The organism is Streptomyces sp. SM10 (genome assembly GCF_002910915.1).
Taxonomy (GTDB): Bacteria; Actinomycetota; Actinomycetes; order Streptomycetales; family Streptomycetaceae; genus Streptomyces.
Window position 1 is genome coordinate 30,891 of the sequence record NZ_NEUF01000173.1, and the last position, 22,664, is coordinate 53,554.

Annotated in this window: 21 protein-coding genes and 3 pseudogenes; 14 read left to right on the forward strand and 10 right to left on the reverse strand. The window is 71.0% G+C overall.

Annotated features, from left to right (window positions below; translation table 11 throughout):
* The coding region (locus B9S57_RS27765) for a DMT family transporter (RefSeq protein WP_181011502.1) at window positions 1-915 on the reverse strand (915 nt) is incomplete at its 3' end.
* Window positions 916-988: 73 nt separating this feature from the next.
* Here B9S57_RS27765 and B9S57_RS27770 point away from each other — a divergent pair.
* Window positions 989-1,906, forward strand: coding sequence for a LysR family transcriptional regulator (locus B9S57_RS27770; RefSeq protein WP_103759931.1), 918 nt, complete (start codon window positions 989-991; stop codon window positions 1,904-1,906).
* 416 nt (window positions 1,907-2,322) lie between these two features.
* Here B9S57_RS27770 and B9S57_RS27775 read toward each other — a convergent pair whose 3' ends face one another.
* Window positions 2,323-3,021 carry an alpha/beta fold hydrolase gene (locus B9S57_RS27775; RefSeq protein WP_103759932.1) on the reverse strand — a complete coding sequence of 233 codons (699 nt, stop codon included), beginning with the start codon at window positions 3,019-3,021 and terminating at the stop codon, window positions 2,323-2,325.
* A gap of 111 nt (window positions 3,022-3,132) precedes the next feature.
* Here B9S57_RS27775 and B9S57_RS27780 point away from each other — a divergent pair, with 111 nt between their 5' ends.
* Window positions 3,133-4,149, forward strand: a complete 1,017-nt coding sequence (locus B9S57_RS27780) for a YafY family protein (RefSeq protein WP_103759933.1) — start codon at window positions 3,133-3,135, stop codon at window positions 4,147-4,149.
* On the opposite strand, the pseudogene B9S57_RS27785 reads toward B9S57_RS27780, so the two are convergent.
* The 5 genes and pseudogenes from B9S57_RS27785 to B9S57_RS27805 form a co-directional block, all read right to left on the reverse strand.
* Window positions 4,109-4,578: pseudogene (locus B9S57_RS27785) on the reverse strand (pyridoxamine 5'-phosphate oxidase family protein). The gene B9S57_RS27780 and the pseudogene B9S57_RS27785 overlap by 41 nt on opposite strands.
* A gap of 81 nt (window positions 4,579-4,659) precedes the next feature.
* Window positions 4,660-5,112: a Rieske (2Fe-2S) protein gene (locus B9S57_RS27790; protein ID WP_103759934.1), complete on the reverse strand. Its 453-nt coding sequence runs from the start codon at window positions 5,110-5,112 to the stop codon at window positions 4,660-4,662.
* A gap of 119 nt (window positions 5,113-5,231) precedes the next feature.
* A complete protein-coding gene (locus B9S57_RS27795) occupies window positions 5,232-6,437 on the reverse strand; it encodes a cytochrome P450 (RefSeq protein WP_103759935.1) in 1,206 nt (401 codons plus the stop codon).
* A gap of 590 nt (window positions 6,438-7,027) precedes the next feature.
* Window positions 7,028-7,441: a hypothetical protein gene (locus B9S57_RS27800; RefSeq protein ID WP_103759936.1), complete on the reverse strand. Its 414-nt coding sequence runs from the start codon at window positions 7,439-7,441 to the stop codon at window positions 7,028-7,030.
* Between the two features lie 46 nt (window positions 7,442-7,487).
* Entirely contained in the window at window positions 7,488-8,033 is a 546-nt protein-coding gene (locus tag B9S57_RS27805; protein WP_103759937.1) for a nitroreductase family deazaflavin-dependent oxidoreductase, read from the reverse strand.
* 118 nt (window positions 8,034-8,151) lie between these two features.
* Between B9S57_RS27805 and B9S57_RS27810 the strand changes: the two genes are divergently transcribed.
* From B9S57_RS27810 to B9S57_RS27820, 3 genes are all read left to right on the forward strand, one after another.
* The gene (locus tag B9S57_RS27810) at window positions 8,152-9,219 is read left to right on the forward strand and encodes a PP2C family protein-serine/threonine phosphatase (protein WP_103759938.1); all 1,068 of its coding nucleotides are present in this window, start codon (window positions 8,152-8,154) and stop codon (window positions 9,217-9,219) included.
* A 58-nt stretch (window positions 9,220-9,277) separates the two neighbouring features.
* Window positions 9,278-9,808: a MarR family winged helix-turn-helix transcriptional regulator gene (locus tag B9S57_RS27815; RefSeq protein ID WP_103759939.1), complete on the forward strand. Its 531-nt coding sequence runs from the start codon at window positions 9,278-9,280 to the stop codon at window positions 9,806-9,808.
* A gap of 384 nt (window positions 9,809-10,192) precedes the next feature.
* Window positions 10,193-10,888, forward strand: a complete 696-nt coding sequence (locus B9S57_RS27820) for a hypothetical protein (protein WP_103759940.1) — start codon at window positions 10,193-10,195, stop codon at window positions 10,886-10,888.
* A 118-nt stretch (window positions 10,889-11,006) separates the two neighbouring features.
* Here B9S57_RS27820 and B9S57_RS27825 read toward each other — a convergent pair whose 3' ends face one another.
* The gene (locus B9S57_RS27825; RefSeq protein WP_103760078.1) at window positions 11,007-12,719 is read right to left on the reverse strand and encodes a chloride channel protein; all 1,713 of its coding nucleotides are present in this window, start codon (window positions 12,717-12,719) and stop codon (window positions 11,007-11,009) included.
* A 581-nt stretch (window positions 12,720-13,300) separates the two neighbouring features.
* Here B9S57_RS27825 and B9S57_RS35935 point away from each other — a divergent pair.
* A pseudogene (locus B9S57_RS35935) lies at window positions 13,301-13,399 on the forward strand (hypothetical protein); the annotation flags it as partial.
* Window positions 13,400-13,440: 41 nt separating this feature from the next.
* Here B9S57_RS35935 and B9S57_RS35940 read toward each other — a convergent pair.
* A pseudogene (locus B9S57_RS35940) lies at window positions 13,441-13,968 on the reverse strand (two-component sensor histidine kinase); the annotation flags it as partial.
* 8 nt (window positions 13,969-13,976) lie between these two features.
* The gene (locus B9S57_RS27840; protein WP_181011503.1) at window positions 13,977-14,630 is read right to left on the reverse strand and encodes a response regulator transcription factor; all 654 of its coding nucleotides are present in this window, start codon (window positions 14,628-14,630) and stop codon (window positions 13,977-13,979) included.
* A 175-nt stretch (window positions 14,631-14,805) separates the two neighbouring features.
* On the opposite strand from B9S57_RS27840, the gene B9S57_RS27845 reads away from it, so the two are divergent.
* From B9S57_RS27845 to B9S57_RS27885, 8 genes are all read left to right on the forward strand, one after another.
* On the forward strand, window positions 14,806-16,029 hold the full coding sequence (locus B9S57_RS27845; protein WP_103759942.1) for a heparan-alpha-glucosaminide N-acetyltransferase domain-containing protein: 1,224 nt from the start codon (window positions 14,806-14,808) through the stop codon (window positions 16,027-16,029).
* A gap of 541 nt (window positions 16,030-16,570) precedes the next feature.
* Window positions 16,571-17,455, forward strand: a complete 885-nt coding sequence (locus tag B9S57_RS27855; protein ID WP_103759944.1) for a HipA family kinase — start codon at window positions 16,571-16,573, stop codon at window positions 17,453-17,455.
* Entirely contained in the window at window positions 17,452-17,835 is a 384-nt protein-coding gene (locus B9S57_RS27860) for a DUF3037 domain-containing protein (protein ID WP_103759945.1), read from the forward strand. Before B9S57_RS27855 ends, B9S57_RS27860 begins: the two co-directional genes overlap by 4 nt.
* Before the next feature lie 201 nt (window positions 17,836-18,036).
* Window positions 18,037-18,798 (forward strand): 3-oxoacyl-ACP reductase FabG, encoded by a 762-nt coding sequence (gene fabG / locus B9S57_RS27865; RefSeq protein WP_103759946.1) that lies wholly within the window; start codon window positions 18,037-18,039, stop codon window positions 18,796-18,798.
* 22 nt (window positions 18,799-18,820) lie between these two features.
* Window positions 18,821-19,576: an SDR family oxidoreductase gene (locus tag B9S57_RS27870; RefSeq protein WP_103759947.1), complete on the forward strand. Its 756-nt coding sequence runs from the start codon at window positions 18,821-18,823 to the stop codon at window positions 19,574-19,576.
* 117 nt (window positions 19,577-19,693) lie between these two features.
* Window positions 19,694-21,274, forward strand: a complete 1,581-nt coding sequence (locus tag B9S57_RS27875; RefSeq protein ID WP_103759948.1) for an ABC transporter substrate-binding protein — start codon at window positions 19,694-19,696, stop codon at window positions 21,272-21,274.
* 90 nt (window positions 21,275-21,364) lie between these two features.
* Complete coding sequence (locus B9S57_RS27880; RefSeq protein ID WP_103760080.1) at window positions 21,365-22,084, forward strand: uracil-DNA glycosylase; 720 nt, start codon at window positions 21,365-21,367, stop codon at window positions 22,082-22,084.
* Window positions 22,085-22,159: 75 nt separating this feature from the next.
* A complete protein-coding gene (locus tag B9S57_RS27885; RefSeq protein WP_103759949.1) occupies window positions 22,160-22,654 on the forward strand; it encodes a hypothetical protein in 495 nt (164 codons plus the stop codon).
* Window positions 22,655-22,664 lie beyond the last annotated feature (10 nt).

Below are 22,664 nucleotides of genomic sequence, written 5' to 3' on the forward strand. Positions count from 1 at the left end.
ACCCACGAGGACCACCAGTGCGCCGACGGGCGTGTTCCAGCTCAACTGCTCGCCGAGCAGGGCCACTCCGGCGGCCGTAGCGATCACCGGGATGAAATAGGTGACCATCTGCGCGGTCGTCGGGCCGACTTCCTCGACGAGGCCGTACCGGAGCAGGACGGCGAGCCCGGTCCCGAGCGCCCCCAGCGCGACGACGGCCAGGGTGGGCAGCAGCGGGAAGCGCTCCGGTGGCGAGGTGAAGAAGGGTACGACCAAGGCGAGTTGCGCCGCGCCCAGGAACAGCTGGCTGCCGGTCAGGGCGAGCGTGGAGGAACCCGTCCCCGCCAGGGTGCGGCGGACGTAGATCCAGCCGACGGGATAGCTGAGCGAAGCGAGCAGGGCCATCGCCGTCCCGGTCACGTCCAGCCCCGAGAAGCCCTGCCAGGCCCCCAGCACCGTCAGTACGCCGATGAACCCCAGGCCGAGCCCCGCGACGCGGCGGCGGGTCGGCCGGTCCTCGGAGAGTGCGACGAGGGAGAGCGCCATCCCCCAGAGCGGTGAGGTCGCGTTGCAGATCCCGGCGAGGGTGGACGGGATGGTCAGCTCGGCGTACGCGAAGAGCGAGAACGGCAGCGCGTTGAGGAAGAACGCGGCCACGGCGAGGTGACCCCAGGTCCGGGCGGAGCGAGGCGGTCGCTCCCTGCGCACCGCCATCGCGACGGCGAGCACCGCCGTGCCGGACAGCAGTCGGCCGAAGGTCACCTGGAACGGGGCGTACCCGTAGGTGCCCACCTTGATCAGCAGGAAGCTGAATCCCCAGATGAGCGACAGCGCGGCGAAGCGGACGCGCCAGTCCAGGGACCGTCGCCGCGTCGGCGGGGCGGACGGTGAGGTGGCGGGGAGGGGGCGGCGTGCCGGTGCGGCGGGAGCGCTCATAGGTTCACCATGGCGAGCCGCACCGCGTAGGACAAGTGATATTTTGTTGGCCTCTTGGCGTAGCATTGCTTACATGTTGAATCTGGAGCGCCTGCGGACGCTGGACGCCCTGGCCCGGCACGGTTCGGTGAGCGGGGCCGCCGACGGCCTCCACGTCACCACCTCGGCCGTCTCCCAGCAGATGGCGAAGCTGGAACGAGAGGTGGGGCAGCAGCTCCTGGCCAAGAACGGGCGGGGGGTCCGGCTCACCGACGCCGGCCGGCTGCTCGCGGACCACGCGGCGAAGATCCTCTCCCAGGTGGAGGTCGCACAGGCCGACATCGAGGCCCAGCGGGGTCAGGTGGTCGGCGAGGTCCGGCTCGCCGCCTTCCCGACAGCGGCCCGTGGGCTGTTCCCCGCCGCCCTCGCCGCGCTCCGTGACGAGCATCCCGAACTCAGGCTGCGTACGACGGAACTGGAGCCGGAGGCCGGAATCCGCGCCGTCCTGCGGGGTGACGCCGATCTCGCCGTGGTGCTCGACTGGAGCAACAAGCGGCTGCCTGTTCCCGGCGGTCTGGCCAAGGCCGAACTCCTCGCCGACGCACCGGACATCGCCATGCCCGCAGGTCATCCCCTCGCGGACCGGGCGGAGGTGGATGTCGAGGATTTCGCCGCCGACGACTGGGTGTCCTGGCCCGAGGGCGAATTCTGTTACGAATGGCTGATGTTCACGCTGCGCTCCAAGGGGGTCGAGCCCCGGATCGCGCATCTCGCGGGGGAGCACCACACCCAACTCGCCCTGATCGCAGCAGGGTTCGGCGTCTGCGTGGCGCCCCGGCTGGGGCGGGGGCCGGTTCCGGACGGTGTGTGCCTGGTGCCCGTGCGGCAGCCGATGCGGCGCCATGTCCACGCGGTGTGGCGCACGGACGCGGACCGGAGGCCGTCGATCAGGGCTGCGGTGGCGGCGCTGCGCTCCGCGGGCAGGGATCTGCACGCGCCCGTCGCCGACTGACCGTGGTGCGCATGGCCGGCGGGCAGAAGCGCTCCTCATGCGGAGGAGAAGATCCTTTTTGTTGTTACCTACAAGCGTGCGGCTGGGGGCAGGGGAGGGCTGCCTCGTGGCGGCCGCTGCTCCCCGCCTCGCCGGACGCCAGGCCCGCCGTCGCCGTGGCCGGGACGTGCGCCCGGAACCCCGCGCGCCGTGGCCGGGACGTGCGCCGGAAGCGCGTCGGCCATGAGCCCGGTCATGGCCCGGAGGCCGTCGTCGGTGACCGGGTTCGGGGGTGACGGCAGGGCGCTGCGGCCGTCGGTACCGGAGGGGCGCGGCCCGTCACGGGCGGGCCGCCGTCCGCCCGGCGACGGCGATCACCGGCCGGACATCGCCGGACGGCGGGGGGCTCACCGCCTCCCACGTCCTCATGCCGTGCGTCACCGGGGGGCCGGGAGAGACGACGCCGCCGAGGCGAGGACGCGGGCGAGTTCGGCCGGCGCGGTGACCATCGGCCAGTGGCCCGAGTCGATGTCGACGAACTCGACGTGCCGGGCCCTGGCCAACTCGGGCACATCGCCGGCGTCGACCCACTCCTTCGCCCGGGCAGGGGCGAACTCGGGGCACACCACCACCACCGGGACGTCGAACCGCCGCGCGTCCGTCAGCCGCACCACACCCCTCGCCACTCCCTCGGGCACGGGGATCGCGGCGGACGCCAGGCGCCGCCTCGCCGCCTCGTCCAGGTCGGCCGCGTCCGGACCCTCGAACGGGTCCCAGCCCGGGAAGGGCATGGCACCGTCCGTGGTCTCGAAGAGGTCGGCGTACGTCTCGCCGGCACGGCACGGGAAGCCGCCGATCAGGGCGACCCCGGCGAGCTGATCGGGCCGCGCGTCGGCGGCCGTCCAGGCCAGGGAGCAGGCGACGGAGTGACCGACGACGAAGGGCTTTCCGTCCGCCGCGTCGACGGCGGCGAGCACCGCTCCCACCTGGTCGTCGAGCGTGGCGGCGGCATCACCGTCGCCCTGGCCCGGGAGCGTCAGCGGGACCGCCCGGTGGCCGAGCGGTCCGAGGGCGGAAGCGACCTCGTCCCATGCGGATCCGTCCAGCCACAGGCCGCCGATGAGCAGGATGTCCACGGTCTTCCCTTCTCCGGGTGCGACAACGGGGCCCACCCTAGGACCGGTTTAGGACAATCCACTTCCGGTACATGTGGTGACTGCCTGCGGGACAGCCCCTAGCCTGCTCGGATGCCCTCGGACCTCAGCCCCACCGCCCGGGCGCTGCGTGCCCTCGAGATCCTCCAGGCCCGCCCGGGCGTGACCGCGGGTGAACTCGCCGTGCGACTGGGCGTCACCGAGCGGGCCGCCCGCCGGTACATCGGAATCCTCCGGGAGGCCGGTGTCCCCGTGGAGTCGGCCCGGGGTCCGCACGGCGGCTACCGGCTGGGGCGCGGGGCGCGGCTGCCGCCCGTGCACTTCACGCAGGCGGAGGCGCTCGTGCTGGTCATGGCCGTACTCGACGGACATCCGGGGGCCGTCGACGGGGACGACCTGGTCGGTGCCGCCCTGGGCAAGGTCGTCAAAGCCCTGCCCGAGAGCGTCGGCCGTGAGGCGGCCGCGCTGCGCGAGCACGCGTCGGCGGCCCCCGACCGGTACGCGGCCCGCCCCGACCCCGCCACCACCAGCGCACTCGTCGAGGCCGCTGCCGCCCGCCGCCGCGTGCTGCTCGCCTATCGCAGCGAGTCCGGCAACGAGTCGGAGACCGAGGCGGACCCCTGGGCCGTGGTCGTCCGCCACGGGCGCTGGTACCTGCTGTGCCACTCCCATCGGGCGGGCGCGATCCGCACCTACAGGATCGACCGGATCCGGGCGGTGTCGCAGACCGGGGAAGGGTTCGATCCTCCGGACGGTCTCGACCCGGTGGCAGCGTTGGAGGAGAACCTCGGGATGGGGTGGGAGTACACCACCCGTGTCGCCTTCGACGCCCCGCCGGCCGAGGTGGGCCCGTGGATCCGCCCGCCCATGGGACGGCTGGAACCACGCGGGGACGGCTGCGTTCTCATCGGCACCACGAGCAATCCGGAGATGTACGCACAGGAGTGGCTGGCCAGGCTGCCGTTCGCGTTCCGCATCGAGGGTGGCCCGGAGCTGCGCGCGGCGGCCGCCGCCCTCGCGGCCCGCCTCACCCGCGCGGTGGCGGACCCGGCCGACGGGGACGGCCGGGTCACCCCGGCCCGGACAGTTTCCGGAAGTCCCAGGACCTGACGGCCTGCGGCGTGAGCCGCAGCCAGGCGTGCCGTCCGTCGTGCGGTACGGACTCCAGGCCGAAGTACTTCGTCGCGAACAACGCCTCAGGCGGCTCCAGTTCGGCGCACGTCCCGCCGGTGCGCGGGATCTCGCCGACGAAGGAGCCTCACCGGACAGCTCCACACCGCGCAGCTCCCCGTATCCCACCCCGTCGTCCACCACCACCGCGATCCTCGGGTCACGCCGCAGTTGGGACCAGCGCAGACTCCGGGTGAGCGAGTAGAACCAGAGGGAGGTGCCGTCCCAGACGAACCAGAGGGCGGCGACGTGCGGCATGCCGTCGGGGGAGACCGTCGCGACCCGGCAGGTGCGTTGTTCCGTGAGGTAGGCGTCCCGCTCTGTGCCGGTCATCATGATCCGGCGGCCACGGCGCTGGGCAACGGTCACGGGACGCCTCTCCTCACGATTCGGCCGGTTCCGGGAATCATGGAGCCTCGTCCGCGCTCCCGCAATGGCCCGGCCGACCCCTCATGCCAGAGTGATGGAGTCGCCCTCCACCCGGATCTGCTTCTCCGGCAACGGCTGGGTCGCCGGTCCGCCCGTCACCTCGCCGGTGGCGGCGTCGAACGTGCTGTTGTGGCACGGACAGGTGATCACCCCGTCGGCGATCCCCTTCACAGCGCAGCCCTGATGGGTGCACTTCGACGAGAACGCCTTGAACTCACCGGCCTTGGGCTGCGTCACCACCACCCCCGCCTCGGCGAAGACCATCCCCCCGCCCTCCGGGATGTCGGCGGTACTGGCGAGCGCGGTGCCAGCGTTCGCGCCGTCGCCCTCCCCGGCCGGCACGGCCGTGTCCGAACCACCTGAGTCCTTCGACCCGCCTCCGCAGGCGGTGAGGACGACGGCCAGTCCTGTCGCACCGGCCGCGACGACGGTGCGGCGCCCCACGTGGGCCTGGATCTCCTGCGATGCGCTCATGCCGGCATTCCCTTCATCGGATACGAGACGTCAGGTGAGGATGACATCAGCCAGGGGTACGGATCCGCGCGGCCGTGCGTTCACGAGCGGGGCGAGTCCTTCCCCACGGACGACCCGGCTCAGCCGTGCGGCCGCACCGGAAGCGCCTGCACGCTGTTGCCCACGAAGGAGGCGTGGCGTGGCAGTTCCTCCCCGGGAACCGCGAGTTCGAGGTCGGGGAAGCGTTCGAACAGCTGGGACAGCGCGGCCGTGCTCTCCATCCGGGCCAGCGGTGCTCCCAGGCAGTAGTGCGCGCCGTGGCCGAGCGAGAGGTGCCGTGCCCCGCCGTGGCGGGCGAGGTCGAAGCGGTCGGCGTCGGGGCCGTGGGCCCCCTTGTCACGGCCCGCCGCGGAGTAACCGGCGAGCACCGGGGTGCCCTTGGGGATCACGGTGCCGTCGAGCGTCAGGTCGCGGGTCGGGTACCGGAACGGGAAGTAGCTGACGGGGCTGTCCCACCGCAGCGTCTCCTCCACCACATCGGCCCAGCTCGCCTCCCCCGAACGGACGAGGGCGAGTTGGTCCCGGTGGGTGCAGAGCGCCCGTACGGCGTTGGTGATCAGATTGAGCGTCGTCTCGTGCCCGGCGATGATCGTGAGCATCAGCGTGCCGATCAGCTCGTGCGGGCCGAGCCGGTCGCCGTCGGCCTCCCGGGCCGCGATCAGGGCGCTGACGAGATCGTCGCCCGGACTCTCCGTCCTGGCGGCGGCGACGGCGCTGAGCACCTCGACCATCTCCCGGTTGGCCGCCATGGCCTCCGCCGGACCGATGTCGGTGGCGACGATGCGGTTGGACAGGTGGTGCAGCCGGTCCTGGTACTCGGCGTCCACACCCAGCAGTTCGCAGATGACCCCCATGGGCAGGGGCAGCGCGAAGTGCGTACGCAGGTCGGCGACACCGTCCCCCGCGGTGGCGGCCCGGTCGAGGCCGTCCAGGAGGGAGGCGGTCAACGCCTCGATGCGCGGACGCAGTTCCTCCACCCGGCGCGCGGTGAACGCCTTGCTCACCAGGGACCGCAGCCGCCGGTGGTCGGCGCCGTCGGCGGTGGTCATCCCCTGCACCGTGGCGAAGGTCTTGAGCGGCCAACCGTCGGCGATCCCACCTGCCTGCAGCGCCGTGAAGTGCCGTGCGTCCTTGGCGACGTCGGGGTGCGCGAGGAACTCCCTGAGCGCGTCATGTCCCAGGACCGCCATGCCCTCCACATCGCCGGGCAGCACCACCGGGGCGACCGAGCCCCGTGACAGCAGACGGGCGTTGGCCGCATGGGGGCAGCCGCCGGACGGGTCCATGCGGTGCGGCTCGGCGGGTACGGAGTTCGCCGGTGAGGTATTCAAGTGGGCTCCAGGTCGTCGAGCGAGCAGGGGCGGAGTGCGCCGCGTGCCGCGGCGGCCGACCTCGGCCTCCAGGGTCGCCGGACCCGCCTCGGCGAACCCGCACGGTACCGGGACGGGTCGTGGGCACCAGGACGGAACTACCCGAGGTCGCCTCGAACTCCCCTGCGAGAAAGAGGACATGAGAAGGGTAGACCAGCGGGCGCGATGTGGCCGGAGACCAGGTTCTTCCGGCTGTGGACGTGGGGTGACCCCTGCGGTGTTCCGGTGTCGCCCAGCGCGCCGAATCCGGTGCGCGTGGGGCGGTGGCTTGCGTTGCCGGCCGCAGCCCGGCGGACACGGCCCTCCGGAAGCGGCGTGCTCGTGGCCGGCGAAGCGGATGATGACCCGTATGCCTTCGAGGAAGGCCCGACGCGCCCTGCCCGGCGGCACGTGCTACGACTCCAGCCCGAGCGCGCCACAGGGCAGAGGGCGCGGGGCCCGCAAGCGGCCGGCGTGCCGTCACGCCGGTCGTTCGAGCCCCCGTGGGGGCTCGTGTGAGCCAGCCCTCAGGGCGAAGGCGCCGTCGGTCGAAGTCCGTCCGAGGCCTCCTCGGACTGCTCGAGCGTGACGCCGATGTGAGGTTCGGTCCTGAGCGTCGGCCCCGTGGAGAGGCGGGACATGGTGGCCAGTACCGCGATCAGCGCGCTGACCGTGCCGACGATGCGTGTGGCGCGCCACAGCCGGCCCCGGCCGTCCAGCGTCCTCCAGGGCGGCCGGACCGGCGCTGCCGTCGGCTGCCAGAGGTCGCCGACCGCTTCGATCTCGCTGCGGGCCTGCGATGCCGAGGGGTCGTACGCGGCCCGGAACTGATCGGCGGCCTCGATCCGCTCACGGGCCGAGGGCTCTCGGGGCGCGGTGCGCCGTATGGCGTGCTCACTGTCCTCCAGGAACCTGCGCCAGATCTCGTCCTGCTGGTCCACGGTCTCCCGCCTTCGCTCGGTCCTTGCTCGTGTCGGTGGTGCCGCTTCAGCGTGAGCGCCAGCCGGGCGCGGCATCGAGGCGTACGAAGGGGATCTGCAGCCCGGCCCGGCGGTAGGAGCCGGCGGTGCCGTCGGCATCGAAGCCCATGAAGGCACACAGCCGACGCGCGGCCCGGGGGTGGGCCGATGCGTAGCGTGCCATGATGTCGCCGCCTTCCTCGGCCGTGAGGAAGTGGGCCGTGACGGCGTGGTGCCGGTTGCCGACCTGGACGGTGGTCTTCGGGGTGGCGCGGAGGTTGCGGTACCAGGCCGCCTCGGGGCCGAAGCCGGAGGCCAGGACCCAGGTGCCCCGGTCGGCGTCGTACGTGACGATCTCCAGTACGACGCACCGGTCCAGTCCGGTGGTCCGACCCGTGTGGCGCAGGAGCAGCAGGCGGTTGCCGAACAGCGGACCGAGTCCGACCCGGAACAGGGCGATGGGCAGGCGGGCGAGGCGCCGCCGCCACCCGCGTGGGAGGGGAGGGCCGTGGTGCGTCGGGTGCTGCTGTGCAGTGACGACGTCACCTCCCGTGGTCCGTCCGGTGGACTCGATTACGTAACAGACGCCCGGTCGCGACTCTTACCCGGTGCAATCTTTGCATAGTCTAAACCTGGGGGTGGGTCGCTCGGCAAGGACGGCTCGTGGGTACGGGGACAGCACGAGGAGCACCATGAACGCTGCAGGGCGCCGGGACGGCCGGATGGTTCTGGAGTGGCTGCCGGCCGTGGTGATGGTGTTCGTGGCCGTCGTGGACCTCACGGCTGGTCCGGGGGTGGGGCTCCTCCCGCTGGTGTCGCTCGGGCCTGCGTTCGCCGGACTGATCGGCACATGGCGGCGCACCGCGCTGATCGGAGTGGTCGCGCTGCTGCTGTGCGTCGGCCTGGGGACGTACGACGGACTGTTCGGGGCCCGGCGCGGCTACACGGCGATGGCCTCGGTCGCGGGCGTCACCCTCGCGGCCGGTGCCGCGGCGGTCATGCGCGGGCGGCGTGAGGCGGAACTGGCGAGCGTGCGCTCGATCGCCGAGGTCGCACAGCGCGTTCTTCTGCGGCCGGTGCCGCGCGCCGCAGGGCCGTTGAAGGTGGCCGTCTCCTACACGTCCGCCCATGCCGAGGCACGGATCGGTGGTGACCTGTACGAGGTCGTCGCCTCTCCCCACGGGGTGCGGGTCATCGTCGGGGACGTACAGGGCAAGGGGCTTGCCGCGGTGGAGACGGCGGCACTCGTGCTGGGAGCCTTCCGCGAAGCGGCGCACGACGAACCCGATCTGGTCGCGCTCGCCTCCCGACTGGAACGCGGCGTGGCACGCGAGGCGAACGGGGAGAAGTTCGTGACCGCCGTCCTGGCGGAGGTGCGGGCCGAGGAGGGCATGGCGGTCTTCCTCAACTGCGGGCACCCGGCCCCGATGCTCGTACGCGGCGACGGCTCCGTCCGCTTCCCGAAACCGGCCGCCTACGCGTTGCCGCTGGGCCTCGGGGCCCACGGGGGCGAAGAGCCCATGCCCTACCACGTCGCATTCGTGCCCGGTGACCAGCTCCTGCTCTACACCGACGGTGTGACCGAGGCGCGAGACGGGCACGGCGCCTTCTACCCGCTGGAGGAACGGGCCGGTCCGCTGCTCGGGCACAGTGATCCCGAGGCGGCGCTCGAGGCGCTGAGGGCGGATGTGGTGCGGCACGCGGGCGGCCCCCCGCACGACGACGCGGCCATGCTGCTGCTTCGCTACCACCGGCGGTGAGGCATGAGCATCGGGAGCGAGGGAACGAGCCCGGGCCTGCGCAGGGTACAAAGGTGTCATGGCCAGGAAAGCGGCTCCGGCGGAGCGCATGGACGATGTGGACGCGGTGACCCGTGCGGTCCTGACGGCGTCGCGGGTGCTGGTGGCGGTCTCGGCGCGCTCGCTGGCCGAGGTCGAGGACCGGGTGACCTTGCCGCAGTTCCGGATGCTGGTGGTTCTTTCCACGCGCGGGGCGACCAAACTCGTCTCTCTGGCCGGGTTGTTGGGAGTGGCGCCCTCCACGGCGATGCGGATGGTCGACCGGCTGATCGTGGCCGGGCTCGCGGACCGGCAGATCAACCCGGACAACCGCCGCGAGACGCTGTTGCAGCTCACGGCCGAGGGGCTGCGCACGGTGGAGAACGTCACCGCGCGGCGCCGCACGGAGATCGCCTCGATCGTCCAGCACCTTGCCCCCGGGCAGCGGACGGCTCTCGTCGCGGCGCTGAACGACTTCAACGAGGCGGGCGGCGAACCGCTCGCCCCGCTGCCGGCGGACGGTCCGGGCCTGCTTCCGCTGGGCTGGGGCGAGGCGTCGGCGGTGGATTGACCTGGTGGACATCCGGTCCCTCGTGCCGCGCCGGCCGGGAGCGGGAGATTCCGGGAACCGTCACGGACCGGTCCCCGGGACCGCGCCGTGGGTGCGGGCATGCCCGTGCGGAGGTGTGGTTCGCTCAGCTGTTGCCAGCGGACGGGCGGCCGTCGTGAGCCGTCGCCGGCGGTAGCCGTTGCACACCACGACCACGGCGGCCGGGTTGCCGTGCGGCAGACAGGCTGGAGCCCGTCCTGCTCCTGACACATGTCAGGGGCAGGCTCGGTTGCCGGACCCCGGCAGTCTGCTCCCCGGCATGCCGTCCGGAGAGTGCCCTTCGCGCGAGGCCGGCGGGGCGACACGATAGGGGGCATCGCAGCAGGGGCCGAAGGGAGGTACGTCATGCGGGAAGTGAGGCGTGGGCGGACGCATGCCCGCCCGTCGGCTCCTGGGCTCGCGCAACATCTGCGCACCGTCCTGTGGGGACCCGCGGAGTTCGTGGGGCTCCCGGCACGGCTCCTGGCCCAGGGAGTGGTCGTCGGAGCCGTGGCGACGGCGGCGATCGGCGGGGTGGGATTCGCCGGTATGTGGGTCGGTCCGCGGACGCTGGTCACCGGCGAAGCGGGGCTGATCGTGGTGGCCGCCGTCATGGTGTATCTCGCCGTGCTCCGCGCGGGCCGGATCCTGATCGGGCTGGTCGCCGTGCTCGGTGCGTGCCTCGCCTTCATGGCGCCGGATGTCGCGGCCGGCGTCGCGCTGCAGCACCGTGGACAGGTGGAGTCGGCGCGCGTGGGCTCGGTCGGGATCCCGTCCGGACGCGGACGTACTCTCTGCTCGATCACCCAGCCCGTCGGCGCGGTGACGGGGGCGACCGTGTGGCGCGGGTGCGGGAAGTCGATCACGCCCGGCGACACCCTGCCCGTGGTGTACGACCCCGAGAGGCGGGCACCCACACGGGGTGTCGCCGCACCCGGCGAACTGCGGGCGGCCGAAGACCGACTGGCAGGAGTCGGCGCCGCTCTCGTCGCCGGCTGCACCGTGGCGGTGGTGCGTTCGTTCCGGCTGACAGCTCCGTCCCGGCCGGCGCGAGGTGGGTGACCCAGCCCCTCACCGAAGCGCCGCCGCACCCGTGAGAGCCGATGACGGACGGCCTCGGGAAGGTGAAACGGACTCCGGCAAGGGGCGTGCGCCCCCGTCCCCGGGCGCGGGCCCGAGGCTACGACGAGGCGAGCAGTGCCGGCGTCGGCTCCCCCTCGGACGCGTGGAGCGCGCGCAGAGCACCTTGGTGACTGAGCCAGCCGACGAGTTCCTCCCGGTCGGGGTCCAGGACCGCCAGGCCGGTGCCGGGCGCTGCAATCAACGCGTTGAGTGCGACGGCGAGTTGCTCGTCGATGGTGACACGAGGCACGGACTCGACGAGGTCGCCTGCCACGGCCGGAGCACCGGACGGCTGCTCGGCCAGCGCCTCGGCAACCGCGCGTGCTGTGGCAATGCCCAGATACGCGCCCGACGCGTCCCGGACAGGCAGTGCTCCATGGCTGGACCGGCTCAGCAGGTCGGCGGCATCCGGAAGCGACAGAGAGGCGGGCAGCGGTGTGGGGAGAGGCTCCATGACGGACGCGACCGACTGGGAGCCGATGCGGGCGCCGGCGGCGGGCCCGTCCACGTCGATGCCGCGGCGGCGCAGCTTGAGGGTGTAGATCGTGTCACGGGTCAGCACACGGCTCGTGGCGGTCGCCAGCACGATGGCCAGCATCAGCGGAAGGATGATCGAGTACTCGCCGGTGAGCTCGAAGAGGATCACCACTGCGGTGATCGGTGCGCGGGCGGCACCGGCGAAGACGGCACCCATGCCCACCAGCGCGTACGCACCCACCGCGCCCGCGGTGCCCGGCAGCAGGCTGTGTGCTTCCGCTCCGAACGCGGCGCCCACCATGGCGCCGATGAACAGGCTCGGTGCGAAGACCCCGCCCGAGCCGCCGATTCCGATGGTCAGGCTGGTGGCGACCATCTTGCCGACGAGCAGGAGCAGCAGGAACCCGATCGCGTACCGGCCCTCTGTAGCGCCTTCGAGGACCGGGTAGCCCACTCCGTACATCTCCGGCAGGGCGAGGAGGACGAGGCCGAGCGCGAGGCCGCCGACCGCAGGACGCAGCCACTCCGGGCCGCGCCAGGCCCAGTCGCAGGCATCCTCGATGGCGTACAGGACACGCGAGAAGAGCACTCCGACCGCGCCCGCGATGAGACCGAGCAGGGCGAACAAGCCGTACTGCGCGATGTGTTGTACGGGGAAGTCGGGCAGGCTGAGGAACGCCGTGTCGCCGAAAGCGGCCCGCCCGATGACACTCGCGGTGACGCTGGCGAGGACGGTGGCGCCGAAGGCTTCCGCGGTGAACGTGGCCAGGATCAGTTCCAGGGCGAAGATGACGCCTGCGAGCGGGGCGTTGAAGGTCGCCGCGATGCCGCCGGCCGCGCCGCACGCCACCAGCAGCTTCACCCTCGGCTCCGTCAGCTTGGCGAAGCGGCCGAGGGTCGAGCCGAGTGCGGAGCCGATCTGCACGATCGGCCCCTCCCGGCCCACCGAACCGCCGGAGCCGATCGTGAGCGCAGAGGCGAGTGTCTTCACGACGGCGACCTTCGGGCTGATGCGGCCTCCACGCTGGGCGACCGCGAGCATCACCTCGGGGACGCCGTGTCCCCGCGCCTCCTTGGCGAACCGGTTGACCAGAGGGCCGTAGAGCAGCCCGCCGACGACCGGAACGATCAGGACGAAGAAGGGGCCGAGCCATGACACATGCGGATTGTCGCTGCCGGGCGCGGATGCGTAGTCGTCGTGCCCGGAGAACCAGCGCGTGAACGTCTGGATGCACCAGCGGAAGATGATCGAGCCGACCCCTGCCCCGGCCCCGACCAACAGGGCCATCAGCATCATCGAACCCCGCCCGCCCCGAACCGTGTGTACCGCCCACTGCCTGTCACGCATCACGTCTACTACTTCCCCTTCCTTACTTTTGCACTGTGCAAAGAGTGTGACATGCGGCGTGACCGGCTCTCGCGCCCGTCGCCGGGTCCGGTGCGGCAACGGCGTACGACCGGGCCGCCCGAACCCCGTAGGTGCTGCTCATTGCCCAGACAGAGCCGAAGCCGTGGGCGCCGTGCCGCATGTCGAGCACGGCCTGCGCGGCCACGGAGCGGGGCGGCAGGCAGGGGGCCAAGTCCTGCCGGAGGGGGAGACCGGAGGCAGGAAGCAGGTGCCGGCCTCGGCGCGGTCGCTCGGGCCTGCTCGTGGGATGGTGGCGGACCCGGCGCGAGGGAGGGCCGCCAGTTGTGTGGCGCTCGCCGCCCCCGTGGTGGTCGTGTTGGCCTTCGTGGCCAACGACATCGTCAAGGCACTGGTGCGCGAGGACCGCCCGTGCCAGAGCCTGGACTCGGTGACGCTGGAGGCGTGCCCGGCCATGGGGGACTTGGTCCTTCCCCAGCAACCACACCGCGCTCGCCGCCGCCGCGGCCGTGGCACTGCTGTTCGTCTCGCGCCGGCTGGGGGCGCTCGCCGTGGTGGCCGCGATCGCGATGGCGGCCTCCCGGGTGTGGGTCGGCGCCCACTCCCCGCACGACGTCGCGGCCGGCCTGATCGTCGGCGCGCTGGTTGCTTCGCGGGCCAGCTGGGCGCGTTCCTGGGCCAGCACCGTTTGGGCGGTCAGCCGTTGCTCGTGGTCACGCGCCTGGGAGATCTCGGTGAGCCGCAGAGACAGATCGCGCCTGGTCTGCACGAGCTGACCGAGGAAGACAGGAGCTGCGGCTGTCGCGGCGGTGTAGCCGAGCGTGATCAAGGTCCCCGCTTTGGACAGGTCGATGCTGGCGGAGGGCCACGGGATCATGTCGCCGACGGTGAACGCCAGAGCGCAGAAGGCCAGCAGACTGCGGTGCCGAGTCAGCGAGGCGAGCGTGTACAGCGCGGCCAAGGTGGCGAAGACCGCGTCCGAGAACAGGACGGAGGGCAGGGTGAGTACGAACGTGAGCCATGGCCAGCGTTGCCGCAGGAGCAGGACGCAGGCGGCGCCCAAGGCGCAGCCCAGGCGCAGTGGCTCGTCCGTGTCGACGTTCACCCACACGTCGAGCAGTGCGACTGCGACGAGGGCTGCGTTCAGGAGCAGCTCCGGAGGGCGGTGGATGACCATCGCCTGTCCTAGCGGCGCGGAGGTCTGAGCAGGCCGGCTCGTTCGGCGAAGAGGGCGGCTTGAACGCGACCGTTCACCTTGAGCTTGGTGAGGACGGCGCTGACGTGGTCCTTGACCGTGCCGGTGCTCAGGTGTATGCGGGTGGCGATGTCGGTGTTGGTCAGTCCCTCGCCGACGAACACGAGCACGGCGCGCTCCCGGTCGGTCAGTTGGTCGAGGCTGTGCGCGGCGAGATCCTGGGAGCCGGCGTCCAGATAGCCGTCCACAACCGTCCGGGTGACCTTGGACGACAGCACGGTGTCGCCGCCCGCCAGGGCTCGTACCAGGAACGGCAGTTCTTCGGGATCGGTGTCCTTGAGGAGGAAGCCCGCTGCGCCCGAGCGGAGTGCCGTTGCCACGTACTCGTCCATGTCGAAGGTGGTCAGCATGGCCACTACCGGGGGATTCGGCAGCGCCCGAAGGCCGGCCAGGACGGTGAGCCCGTCGACATCCGGCATCCGGATGTCCAGCAGCACCACGTCGGGGCGCGCGTTCCGCGCCTCCTGGACGGCCTGGCCGCCGGCGACTGCCGCCACGACCTCGATGTCGTCCGTGTTGTCGAGGATGTGCTGGAAGCCCGTACGGATGAGGGCCTCGTCGTCGACCACCATGACGCGGACCACGTGTCCTCCACTCCTCATTGGCCCCTTGTCCGATTCGTACCACGGTCCTGGGCGTCGGAGGCAGGCCCGACACCCGAATCCGGACGGGTGACCGGACGGTTCCAGCCGGGCGGCGGGGCAGGTCAGGACACCTGCCGGATGGCTTGGGCGGGCTGGGCCCCGAACCCTGGGCTGTATGAGGCACTCCAGATCGGCGACCCTGCCGCGCGAGGCAGCGCCCACGTCAAGCCGTCCTCCCTCGACGTCACACGGCCGTCTCATCGGTCTGGACCTGGCCCGAGGGCTGGCCATTGTGGGCATGTTCGCGGCCCACGTCGGCCCTGACCCTTCCGTGGGCGGGCCACTGGGTTGGCTGATGGAAGTGTTCCGGGGCCGTTCCTCCGCTCTGTTCGCCGTGCTCGCCGGATTCAGCCTTGTCCTCCTCACCGGCCGCCCGGAGCCGAAGACCGGACGCCCAGGACGACAGGCCAGGGGAAGAGTGTTGATCCGCTCCGTCATCCTGATCGCCCTGGGATACGCGCTGACCGCCCTGGACACCTCGGTCGACGTGATCCTTTCCTTCTACGGGCTGCTCTTCGTGCTCGCCCTGCCGCTGCACCGGCTCCAGGCCGGCACCCTGGCGGCCATCGCGGCACTCTCGGCAGTCGTCCTGCCCCAGATCCTGTATCTGCTCAGAGTCCTGGTCTCGGACGGAGTCTGGGCAGACGGTGTCATCGCCCACGATCCGCTGGCCCGGATCACCGGCACGGACGGCATCAGCGAACTGCTCATCACCGGCGAATACCCAGTACTGTCCTGGTTCTCCTTCGTCGTAGCCGGAATGGCAGTCGCCAAACTCGACCTCACTCGTGCCGGCGCGGCCACAAAGCTGGCAATGACTGGAGGCGTGCTGAGTGCGGCCGGGTACGGAGGCTCATGGCTGGCCCTCCACCTGGTTCCGGGAGCCCAGAGTGCCGTGAGCTCCTCAACCGGCGGCGGTTCAGCCGCATCGGCCTGGTGGTCCGACACCATCGGCGACCCCACCCGGCTCAACCCGCACTGGCTGCTGATTGCCGCGCCGCACAGCCAGACGACATGGTCGATCCTCGGGAACACCGGCATCGCCCTCCTTGTCCTGGCCACCTGCTTCATCGCCATGGACCGCTGCACCCCAGTGAAATGGGCAGCCACACCCGCAATCGCGCTCGGCTCTCTCGCCCTGACCGCATACGTCGGCCACATCATCGCCATCAAGGCCCTCGGCATGGACGACCTGCCGGACGCCGCCGCACCGTCGGCCCTACTCGCGTTCACCACAGCAGCCTTGCTGCTTGCACTCACCTGGACGCGGTACTTCCGACGCGGACCACTCGAATACGTCTTGCACGCCGCCACTGCGCCCGCCCGGCTGCTCAACTGACAGCTGAAGAATGGCGGGGTTCACGTGCCGGAGTGGCGTGGGTCGACCCAGAGACGCTTTGGCCCGGTGGCGTGCTCCCGTTGGCTTACTGGCTCCACCGGCGACCCTCGCCGTAGCCATCGCACACTGGGCGGCCCTACACCTGGAAGCCCGCCTTGGCCAAGGCGGGCGTCATCCCGCCACGTGTCGAGGGGGCGAAAGCCTGGCAGCGGGCGGCAGCTCCGAAGGATGGTTTCCACGTGCTTCGGCCACGCCTACGCCTCGATCATGTGGGAAGCCGGAGAGTCCGTTGTGACCCTGGCTCGATGGCTCGGCCACTCCTCGCCGACGATCACCCTCGGTTACTATGTTTACTTCATGCCGGGAGCCGGTGGCAAGGGTCGCGGCACCATCGACGGTCTGCTTGGGGAGCGGGAAGGCCGACTTGCCGGCCGAAACTCCCCAGATTCTCCCCGGCGCCGTTGACCGGTGATTCCTGCCTCTGCGCCCGGGAGAGGCCGTCCGTGGATTGTAAGGCTGAAATGATGGGTGGCCTGGGAAAGTGCTGGAAGAAGTAGTAGCGATCCGCTATGTCACCCCTTTGCGTGAGGGTGGCTCGCTCCCCGGGATCGTCGAGGCCGATGACCTCGGCACGTACGTCATGAAGTTCACCGGGGCCGGGCAGGGGCGAAAGACCCTGGTGGCGGAGGTCATCTGCGGGGAGCTCGGCCGCAGGCTCGGGCTGCGGGTGCCGGAGCTGGTGACGATCCAGCTGGACCCCGTCATCGGTCTCGCCGAGCCCGACCAGGAGGTGCAGGAGCTCCTCAGGGCCAGCGCCGGGCTGAATCTCGGGATGGACTTCCTGCCGGGCTCGCTCGGTTTTGACCCGCTCGCCTACCAGGTCGGGGCGGCGGAGGCCGGGAGGGTCGTCTGGTTCGACGCGCTGATCAACAACGTGGACCGGTCGTGGCGGAACCCCAACATGCTCGTCTGGCACGGTGAGCCGTGGCTGATCGATCACGGGGCCACCATGATCTGGCACCACAACTGGCCGGGTGCGCAGGCCTCGGCGGCGAAGCCGTACAACGCCTCCGACCACGTACTCGCGCCGTTCGGGCCGGACATCGCCTCCGCGGCCGCCGAACTCGCCCCGCTGGTCACCGAAGAGCTGCTCACCGAGGTGGCGGCGGAGGTTCCCGGTGAATGGCTGGCCGGTGAACCGGGCTTCGAGAGCACGGACCAGCTCCGCCGGGCGTACGTGGAGCCGCTGCTGGCACGCGCCGCGAGCATCCACGAGCGCGTCGTCATGGACGGACCCACGAAGGCCCGGCCCTCCCAGGCGCCCGGATGGCTCACCGAACGGCTGACGCCCTGGCCCCACCCCACCAGGAAGGACCGCGACGCGCAGGCGGGCGCCGGACGTGACGGCAAGGAGAGCGGCCGATGAGCAAGCGCGATGTCTTCGAGTACGCGGTCCTGCGCGTCGTCCCCCGTGTCGAGCGCGGCGAGTGCTTCAACGCGGGCGTGCTGGTCTACTGCCGGGCGAAGTCCTTCGTGGCGGCCCGGACGCACCTGGACGAGCGCAAGCTCAGGGTGCTGGACCCGCAGGCCGACGTACAGGGTGTGCTGGCTGCCCTGCGGGCGGTCGAAGGGGTCTGCGGCGGTGGTGAGGCGGCGGGACAGGCCGCCGGTGACGACGCCGGCCGGCGCTTCCGCTGGCTGATCGCGCCCCGCTCCACGGTCGTCCAGCCGGGCGTCGTCCACAGTGGTCTGACCACGGACCCGGCCGCCGAGGTGGAGCGGCTGCTCGACCTGCTGGTGCGCTGATTCCCTGCCGGAGGCGCCGCCCCGGACGTACGGGGCGGCGCCTCCGTCCGGTGTGACATGCGCCCCTGTCCCCGTGGGCCGTTGACACCGGGTGCCAGGGCTTCTAGCGTCTCGTCTGCTGAAGGTACTAAGCGGTTGCTCAGTTATCGGGAACTTCCTGACGTCCGCTGAGCCGCGATCCAAGGGCGAGGAGAACCAAGCATGTCCACCACCGAGCAGCGCGTCGCCATCGTGACGGGAGCGGCACGGGGCATCGGCGCCGCCACCGCCGTACGCCTGGCGGCCGAGGGCCGCGCCGTCGCCGTACTCGACCTCGACGAGGCGGCGTGCAAGGACACGGTCGAGAAGATCACCGCCGCCGGGGGCAAGGCCCTCGCCGTCGGCTGCGATGTGTCGGACAGCGCCCAGGTGGAAGCGGCCGTCGCGCGCGTCGCCGCCGAGCTCGGCGCCCCGACGATCCTCGTCAACAACGCGGGTGTGCTCAGGGACAACCTGCTCTTCAAGATGAGCGAGTCCGACTGGGACCTCGTCATGAACGTCCACCTCAAGGGTGCGTTCCTGATGGCGAAGGCCGTACAGGCGCACATGGTGGAGGCCAAGTTCGGCCGCATCGTCTCGCTCTCGTCCTCCTCGGCGCTGGGCAACCGGGGCCAGGCCAACTACTCCGCGGTCAAGGCCGGTCTCCAGGGCTTCACGAAGACGCTGGCCAAGGAGCTCGGCAAGTTCGGTGTGACGGCCAACGCCGTCGCCCCCGGCTTCATCGTCACCGAGATGACCGCCCAGACCGCGGCGCGGGTAGGCATGGGCTTCGAGGAGTTCCAGGCCGCCGCCGCGACGCAGATCCCGGTGCAGCGCGTGGGCCACCCCGAGGACATCGCCAACGCCATCGCCTTCTTCACCGGTGAGGACGCGGGCTTCGTGTCCGGGCAGGTCATGTACGTCGCCGGCGGACCGCTCAACTGACCCCGGAAGGGCAACGGACAACATGACTGTGCAGGACAGTGGCAAGGTCGCGCTCATCACGGGCGCGAGCCGGGGCATCGGCTACGGCATCGCGGAGGCGTTCGTCGCCCGGGGTGACCGCGTCGTCATCACGGGCCGTGGCGAGGACGCCCTGAAGGAGGCCGTGGAGAAGCTCGGCGCCGACCGGGCCGTCGGCATCGCGGGCAAGGCGCACGACGAGGCGCACCAGGCCGCGGCCGTGGCACGCGCCATGGAGGCGTTCGGCCGGGTCGACTACCTGGTCAACAACGCCGGCACCAACCCCGTCTTCGGGCCGATGGCCGAGCTCGACCTCGACGTCGCCCGCAAGGTCTACGAGACCAATGTGATCTCGGCGCTCGGATTCGCCCAGCAGACCTGGAAGGCCTGGCAGAGGGAGAACGGCGGGGCGATCGTCAACATCGCCTCGGTCGCGGGTGTCTCCGCGTCGCCCTTCATCGGCGCCTACGGCATGAGCAAGGCCGCCATGGTCAACCTGACCCTTCAGTTGGCGCACGAGTTCGCGCCGGTCGTGCGGGTCAACGCGATCGCCCCGGCCGTGGTGAAGACGAAGTTCGCGGAGGCGCTCTACGAGGGCCGGGAGGCCGAGGCCGCGGCCGCCTACCCGCTGGGCCGGCTCGGTGTCCCGCAGGACATCGGCGGGGCGGCGGCGTTCCTCACGTCCGCGCAGTCCGACTGGGTCACGGGGCAGACGCTCGTGGTCGACGGCGGTATCTTCCTGAACGCGGGCGTGGCCTGAGAGGGACTGCGCCAGTTTGGCCCTGATTGACTGAAGTGCCTCGTCGGGCCAGCGGATTGTCCCGGCGAGGCACTGCGGTATGGTCTGCCGACCCAAGGCCGATCGAGGAGCGTGCACGTGTTCTACCGGGCCAGTCTGCAGACTGTTGCAGCCCTTGCTTCCCTTTCTCTGCTGACCGGCTGCGGCCTGCTGTCCGACAGCAGTTCGGAAACGGACCAGAAGATATCCGTCGGCACGACGAGCTCGCCCTCGACCCTGGATCCGGCCGCCGCGTGGGACGGGTCGTGGGAGCTGATGAGGAACGTCTTCCAGACCCTCGTGAGCTTCCCGACGGGCAGCACCAGCCCCGAGCCGGACGCCGCCCAGGAGTGCCGGTTCACCGACGCCACGAGCATGGCCTACCGGTGCACCCTGCGCTCCGGCCTGAAGTTCTCCAACGGGGAGAAGATCGACGCCGAGGCCGTGAAGTACTCCATCGACCGGATCGTGAAGATCAAGGTCAAGGGTGGTCCGGCCGGACTGCTCGGGTCTCTCGACCGGGTGGAGACCAAGGGCGAGGACACGGTCATCTTCCACCTGGCCAAGGCGGACGCGACCTTCCCCTTCATCCTGGCCACTCCCGCGATGTCGATCGTCCCCCCGGGGGAGTACCCGGCGGACAGTGTCCGCGACGACGGCAAGGTCACCGGCTCGGGGCCCTACCTCCTGGACTCGTACGAGGCCGGCAAGAAGGCCGAGCTGACGAAGAACCCCGGCTACAAGGGGTTCGCCGACCGGAAGAACACCGCGGTCACGATCCGCTACTTCGAGGACTCCGCCCCCATGGTGGATGCGCTGAAGAAGAAGGAGATCGACGCCACCTACCGCGGCCTGACCGCCGAGGAGGTCATCGGCCTCGAGGACAACAAGAAGGACAACAACGGTCTGCAGATCGTCGAGTCCGTCGGCGCCGACATCCGCTTCCTCGTGTTCAACCCGAAGGACCCGGCCGCGGGGAAGCTCGCCGTCCGGCAGGCCATCGCCCAGGTGGTGGACCGCGACGCCCTCGTCGCCAAGGTCTACCGGGGCACCGCGGAACCGCTCTACTCCATGGTTCCCAAGGGCATCGCCGGGCACACCACCAGCTTCTTCGACTCCTACGGCGACCCGGACACCGCCAAGGCCAAGGAGATACTCTCCGGCGCGGGCATCACCGCCCCGGTCAAGATGACCTTCTGGTACACCACGGACCGCTACGGCTCCTCCACCGCTCCCGAGTTCACCGAACTGAAGCGCCAGCTCGAGGCGTCCGGGCTCTTCCGGATCACGCTGAAGAGCGCGCCGTGGAAGTCCTTCCAGGAGGGCTTCACCAAGGGGGACTACCCGGTCTTCGGACGTGGCTGGTTCCCCGACTTCCCCGACCCGGACAACTTCGTCGCGCCGTTCGTCGGCCAGGACAGCGTCACCGGGACCCCGTACCTGACCGACGAGATCACCCAGGAGCTGCTGCCGTCCTCCCGGAAGGAGAGCGACCGCGGTGCCGTCTCGAAGCAGTTCAAGCGGGCCCAGGAGATCCTCGTCAAGGACGTGCGGCTGCTGCCCCTGTGGCAGGGCAAGCTCTACGTGGCGGCCGGTGAGGACATCGGCGGCGGCGAGCGCGCGCTCGACCCGCAGACGGTCATGCAGATGTGGGAGCTGTACCGCAAGACCAGCTGGTAGGAGGGGCGCGGCGGGCTCGGCAGGTCCGTTGTCAGTGGGCCCCGGTAGGTTCTGTGGTGAAGAACCGATTGCTTACCGGAGGTTGTGGACGTGACCGACACCGACCTGCTGCCCGAGTCCTGGCGCGGCGTCCTCGGCGAAGAGCTGCAGAAGCCCTACTTCAAGGAGCTCACCGACTTCGTCGAGGAGGAGCGGGCCCGTGGGCCGGTGTACCCGCCGCGCGAGCAGGTCTTCGCCGCGCTGGAGGCCACACCCTACGACCGGGTGAAGGTGCTCATCCTGGGCCAGGACCCCTACCACGGTGAGGGCCAGGGACACGGCCTCTGCTTCTCGGTCAGGCCGGGCGTCAGGACACCGCCCTCGCTGCGCAACATCTACAAGGAGATGAACGACGAGCTGGGCCTGCCGGTCCCCGACAACGGATATCTGATGCCGTGGGCCGAGCAGGGCGTCCTGCTGCTCAACGCGGTGCTCACGGTCCGCGGCGGCGAGGCGAATTCGCACAAGGCCAAGGGGTGGGAGAAGGTCACCGACGCGGTGATCCGTGCGGTGGCCGAGCGTCCCGACCCCGCCGTCTTCGTCCTCTGGGGCAACTACGCCCAGAAGAAGATCCCGCTGATCGACCAGGAGCGCCACGTGGTGGTCAAGGGCGCGCACCCGTCCCCGCTCTCCGCGAAGAAGTGGTTCGGCTCCCGTCCCTTCACCCAGATCGACGAGGCCGTCGCCGCGCAGGGCCACGAGCCCATCGACTGGCGGATCCCGGACCTGGGCCCGCAGGCGACCCGGCCGGCGGCCGCGGCCCGCGCCTGAGCGGGATTGCCGGTGGCTGCGGCTAGCGTCGGAGCCACCGGAACAGGCCGGACGTGGATCAGGGAGACCTCTGACGTGGAGCAGCGGGAAGTGCCGGGGGACGCCGTCATGACCAGGATCGGTCAGGCCGTCATGCTGCTCCACGCGGGAGACCGTGAAGAGGCCAGGAACCGGTTCGGGACCATCTGGTCGGAGATCGGTGAATCCGGCGAAGCCCTGCACCGGTGCACCCTCGCCCACTACATGGCGGACAGCCAGGACGACCCCGGGGACGAACTCGCCTGGGACCTCAGGGCGTTGACGGCGGCGGAGGGGCTGGCCGAAGGGCCGGCCGAAGACCCGGCGGCGGAGCACCGGGACGTCCCCGCGGTGCGCGCCTTCTTCCCGTCGCTCCATCTCAATCTGGCGGCGGACTATCTGAAGCTGCAGCGCTTCGAGGCGGCACGGATCCATCTGGACCGGGCCTGGGACTCTGTCGGAGCCGTCGAGGGCGACGGGTACGGCGGCGCGGTCCGCGCCGCCATCAGACGGCTGGAGCAGCGCCTGCGGGGGAGCGCGGCGGGGGAGTGACCCGCGGGCG

What these genes read in the sequence shown, in the direction of transcription:
- B9S57_RS27780 (WP_103759933.1), top strand. Translation starts at nt 3,133, where the DNA reads ATGCCCTCGGACCTCAGCCCCACCGCCCGGGCGCTGCGTGCCCTCGAG.
- B9S57_RS27795 (WP_103759935.1), bottom strand. Translation starts at nt 6,437, where the DNA reads ATGGACCCGTCCGGCGGCTGCCCCCATGCGGCCAACGCCCGTCTGCTG.
- B9S57_RS27790 (WP_103759934.1), bottom strand. Translation starts at nt 5,112, where the DNA reads ATGAGCGCATCGCAGGAGATCCAGGCCCACGTGGGGCGCCGCACCGTC.
- B9S57_RS27770 (WP_103759931.1), top strand. Translation starts at nt 989, where the DNA reads ATGTTGAATCTGGAGCGCCTGCGGACGCTGGACGCCCTGGCCCGGCAC.
- B9S57_RS27860 (WP_103759945.1), top strand. Translation starts at nt 17,452, where the DNA reads ATGAGCAAGCGCGATGTCTTCGAGTACGCGGTCCTGCGCGTCGTCCCC.
- B9S57_RS27820 (WP_103759940.1), top strand. Translation starts at nt 10,193, where the DNA reads ATGCGGGAAGTGAGGCGTGGGCGGACGCATGCCCGCCCGTCGGCTCCT.
- B9S57_RS27810 (WP_103759938.1), top strand. Translation starts at nt 8,152, where the DNA reads ATGAACGCTGCAGGGCGCCGGGACGGCCGGATGGTTCTGGAGTGGCTG.
- B9S57_RS27815 (WP_103759939.1), top strand. Translation starts at nt 9,278, where the DNA reads ATGGCCAGGAAAGCGGCTCCGGCGGAGCGCATGGACGATGTGGACGCG.
- B9S57_RS27870 (WP_103759947.1), top strand. Translation starts at nt 18,821, where the DNA reads ATGACTGTGCAGGACAGTGGCAAGGTCGCGCTCATCACGGGCGCGAGC.
- B9S57_RS27825 (WP_103760078.1), bottom strand. Translation starts at nt 12,719, where the DNA reads ATGCTGATGGCCCTGTTGGTCGGGGCCGGGGCAGGGGTCGGCTCGATC.
- fabG (WP_103759946.1), top strand. Translation starts at nt 18,037, where the DNA reads ATGTCCACCACCGAGCAGCGCGTCGCCATCGTGACGGGAGCGGCACGG.
- B9S57_RS27845 (WP_103759942.1), top strand. Translation starts at nt 14,806, where the DNA reads ATGAGGCACTCCAGATCGGCGACCCTGCCGCGCGAGGCAGCGCCCACG.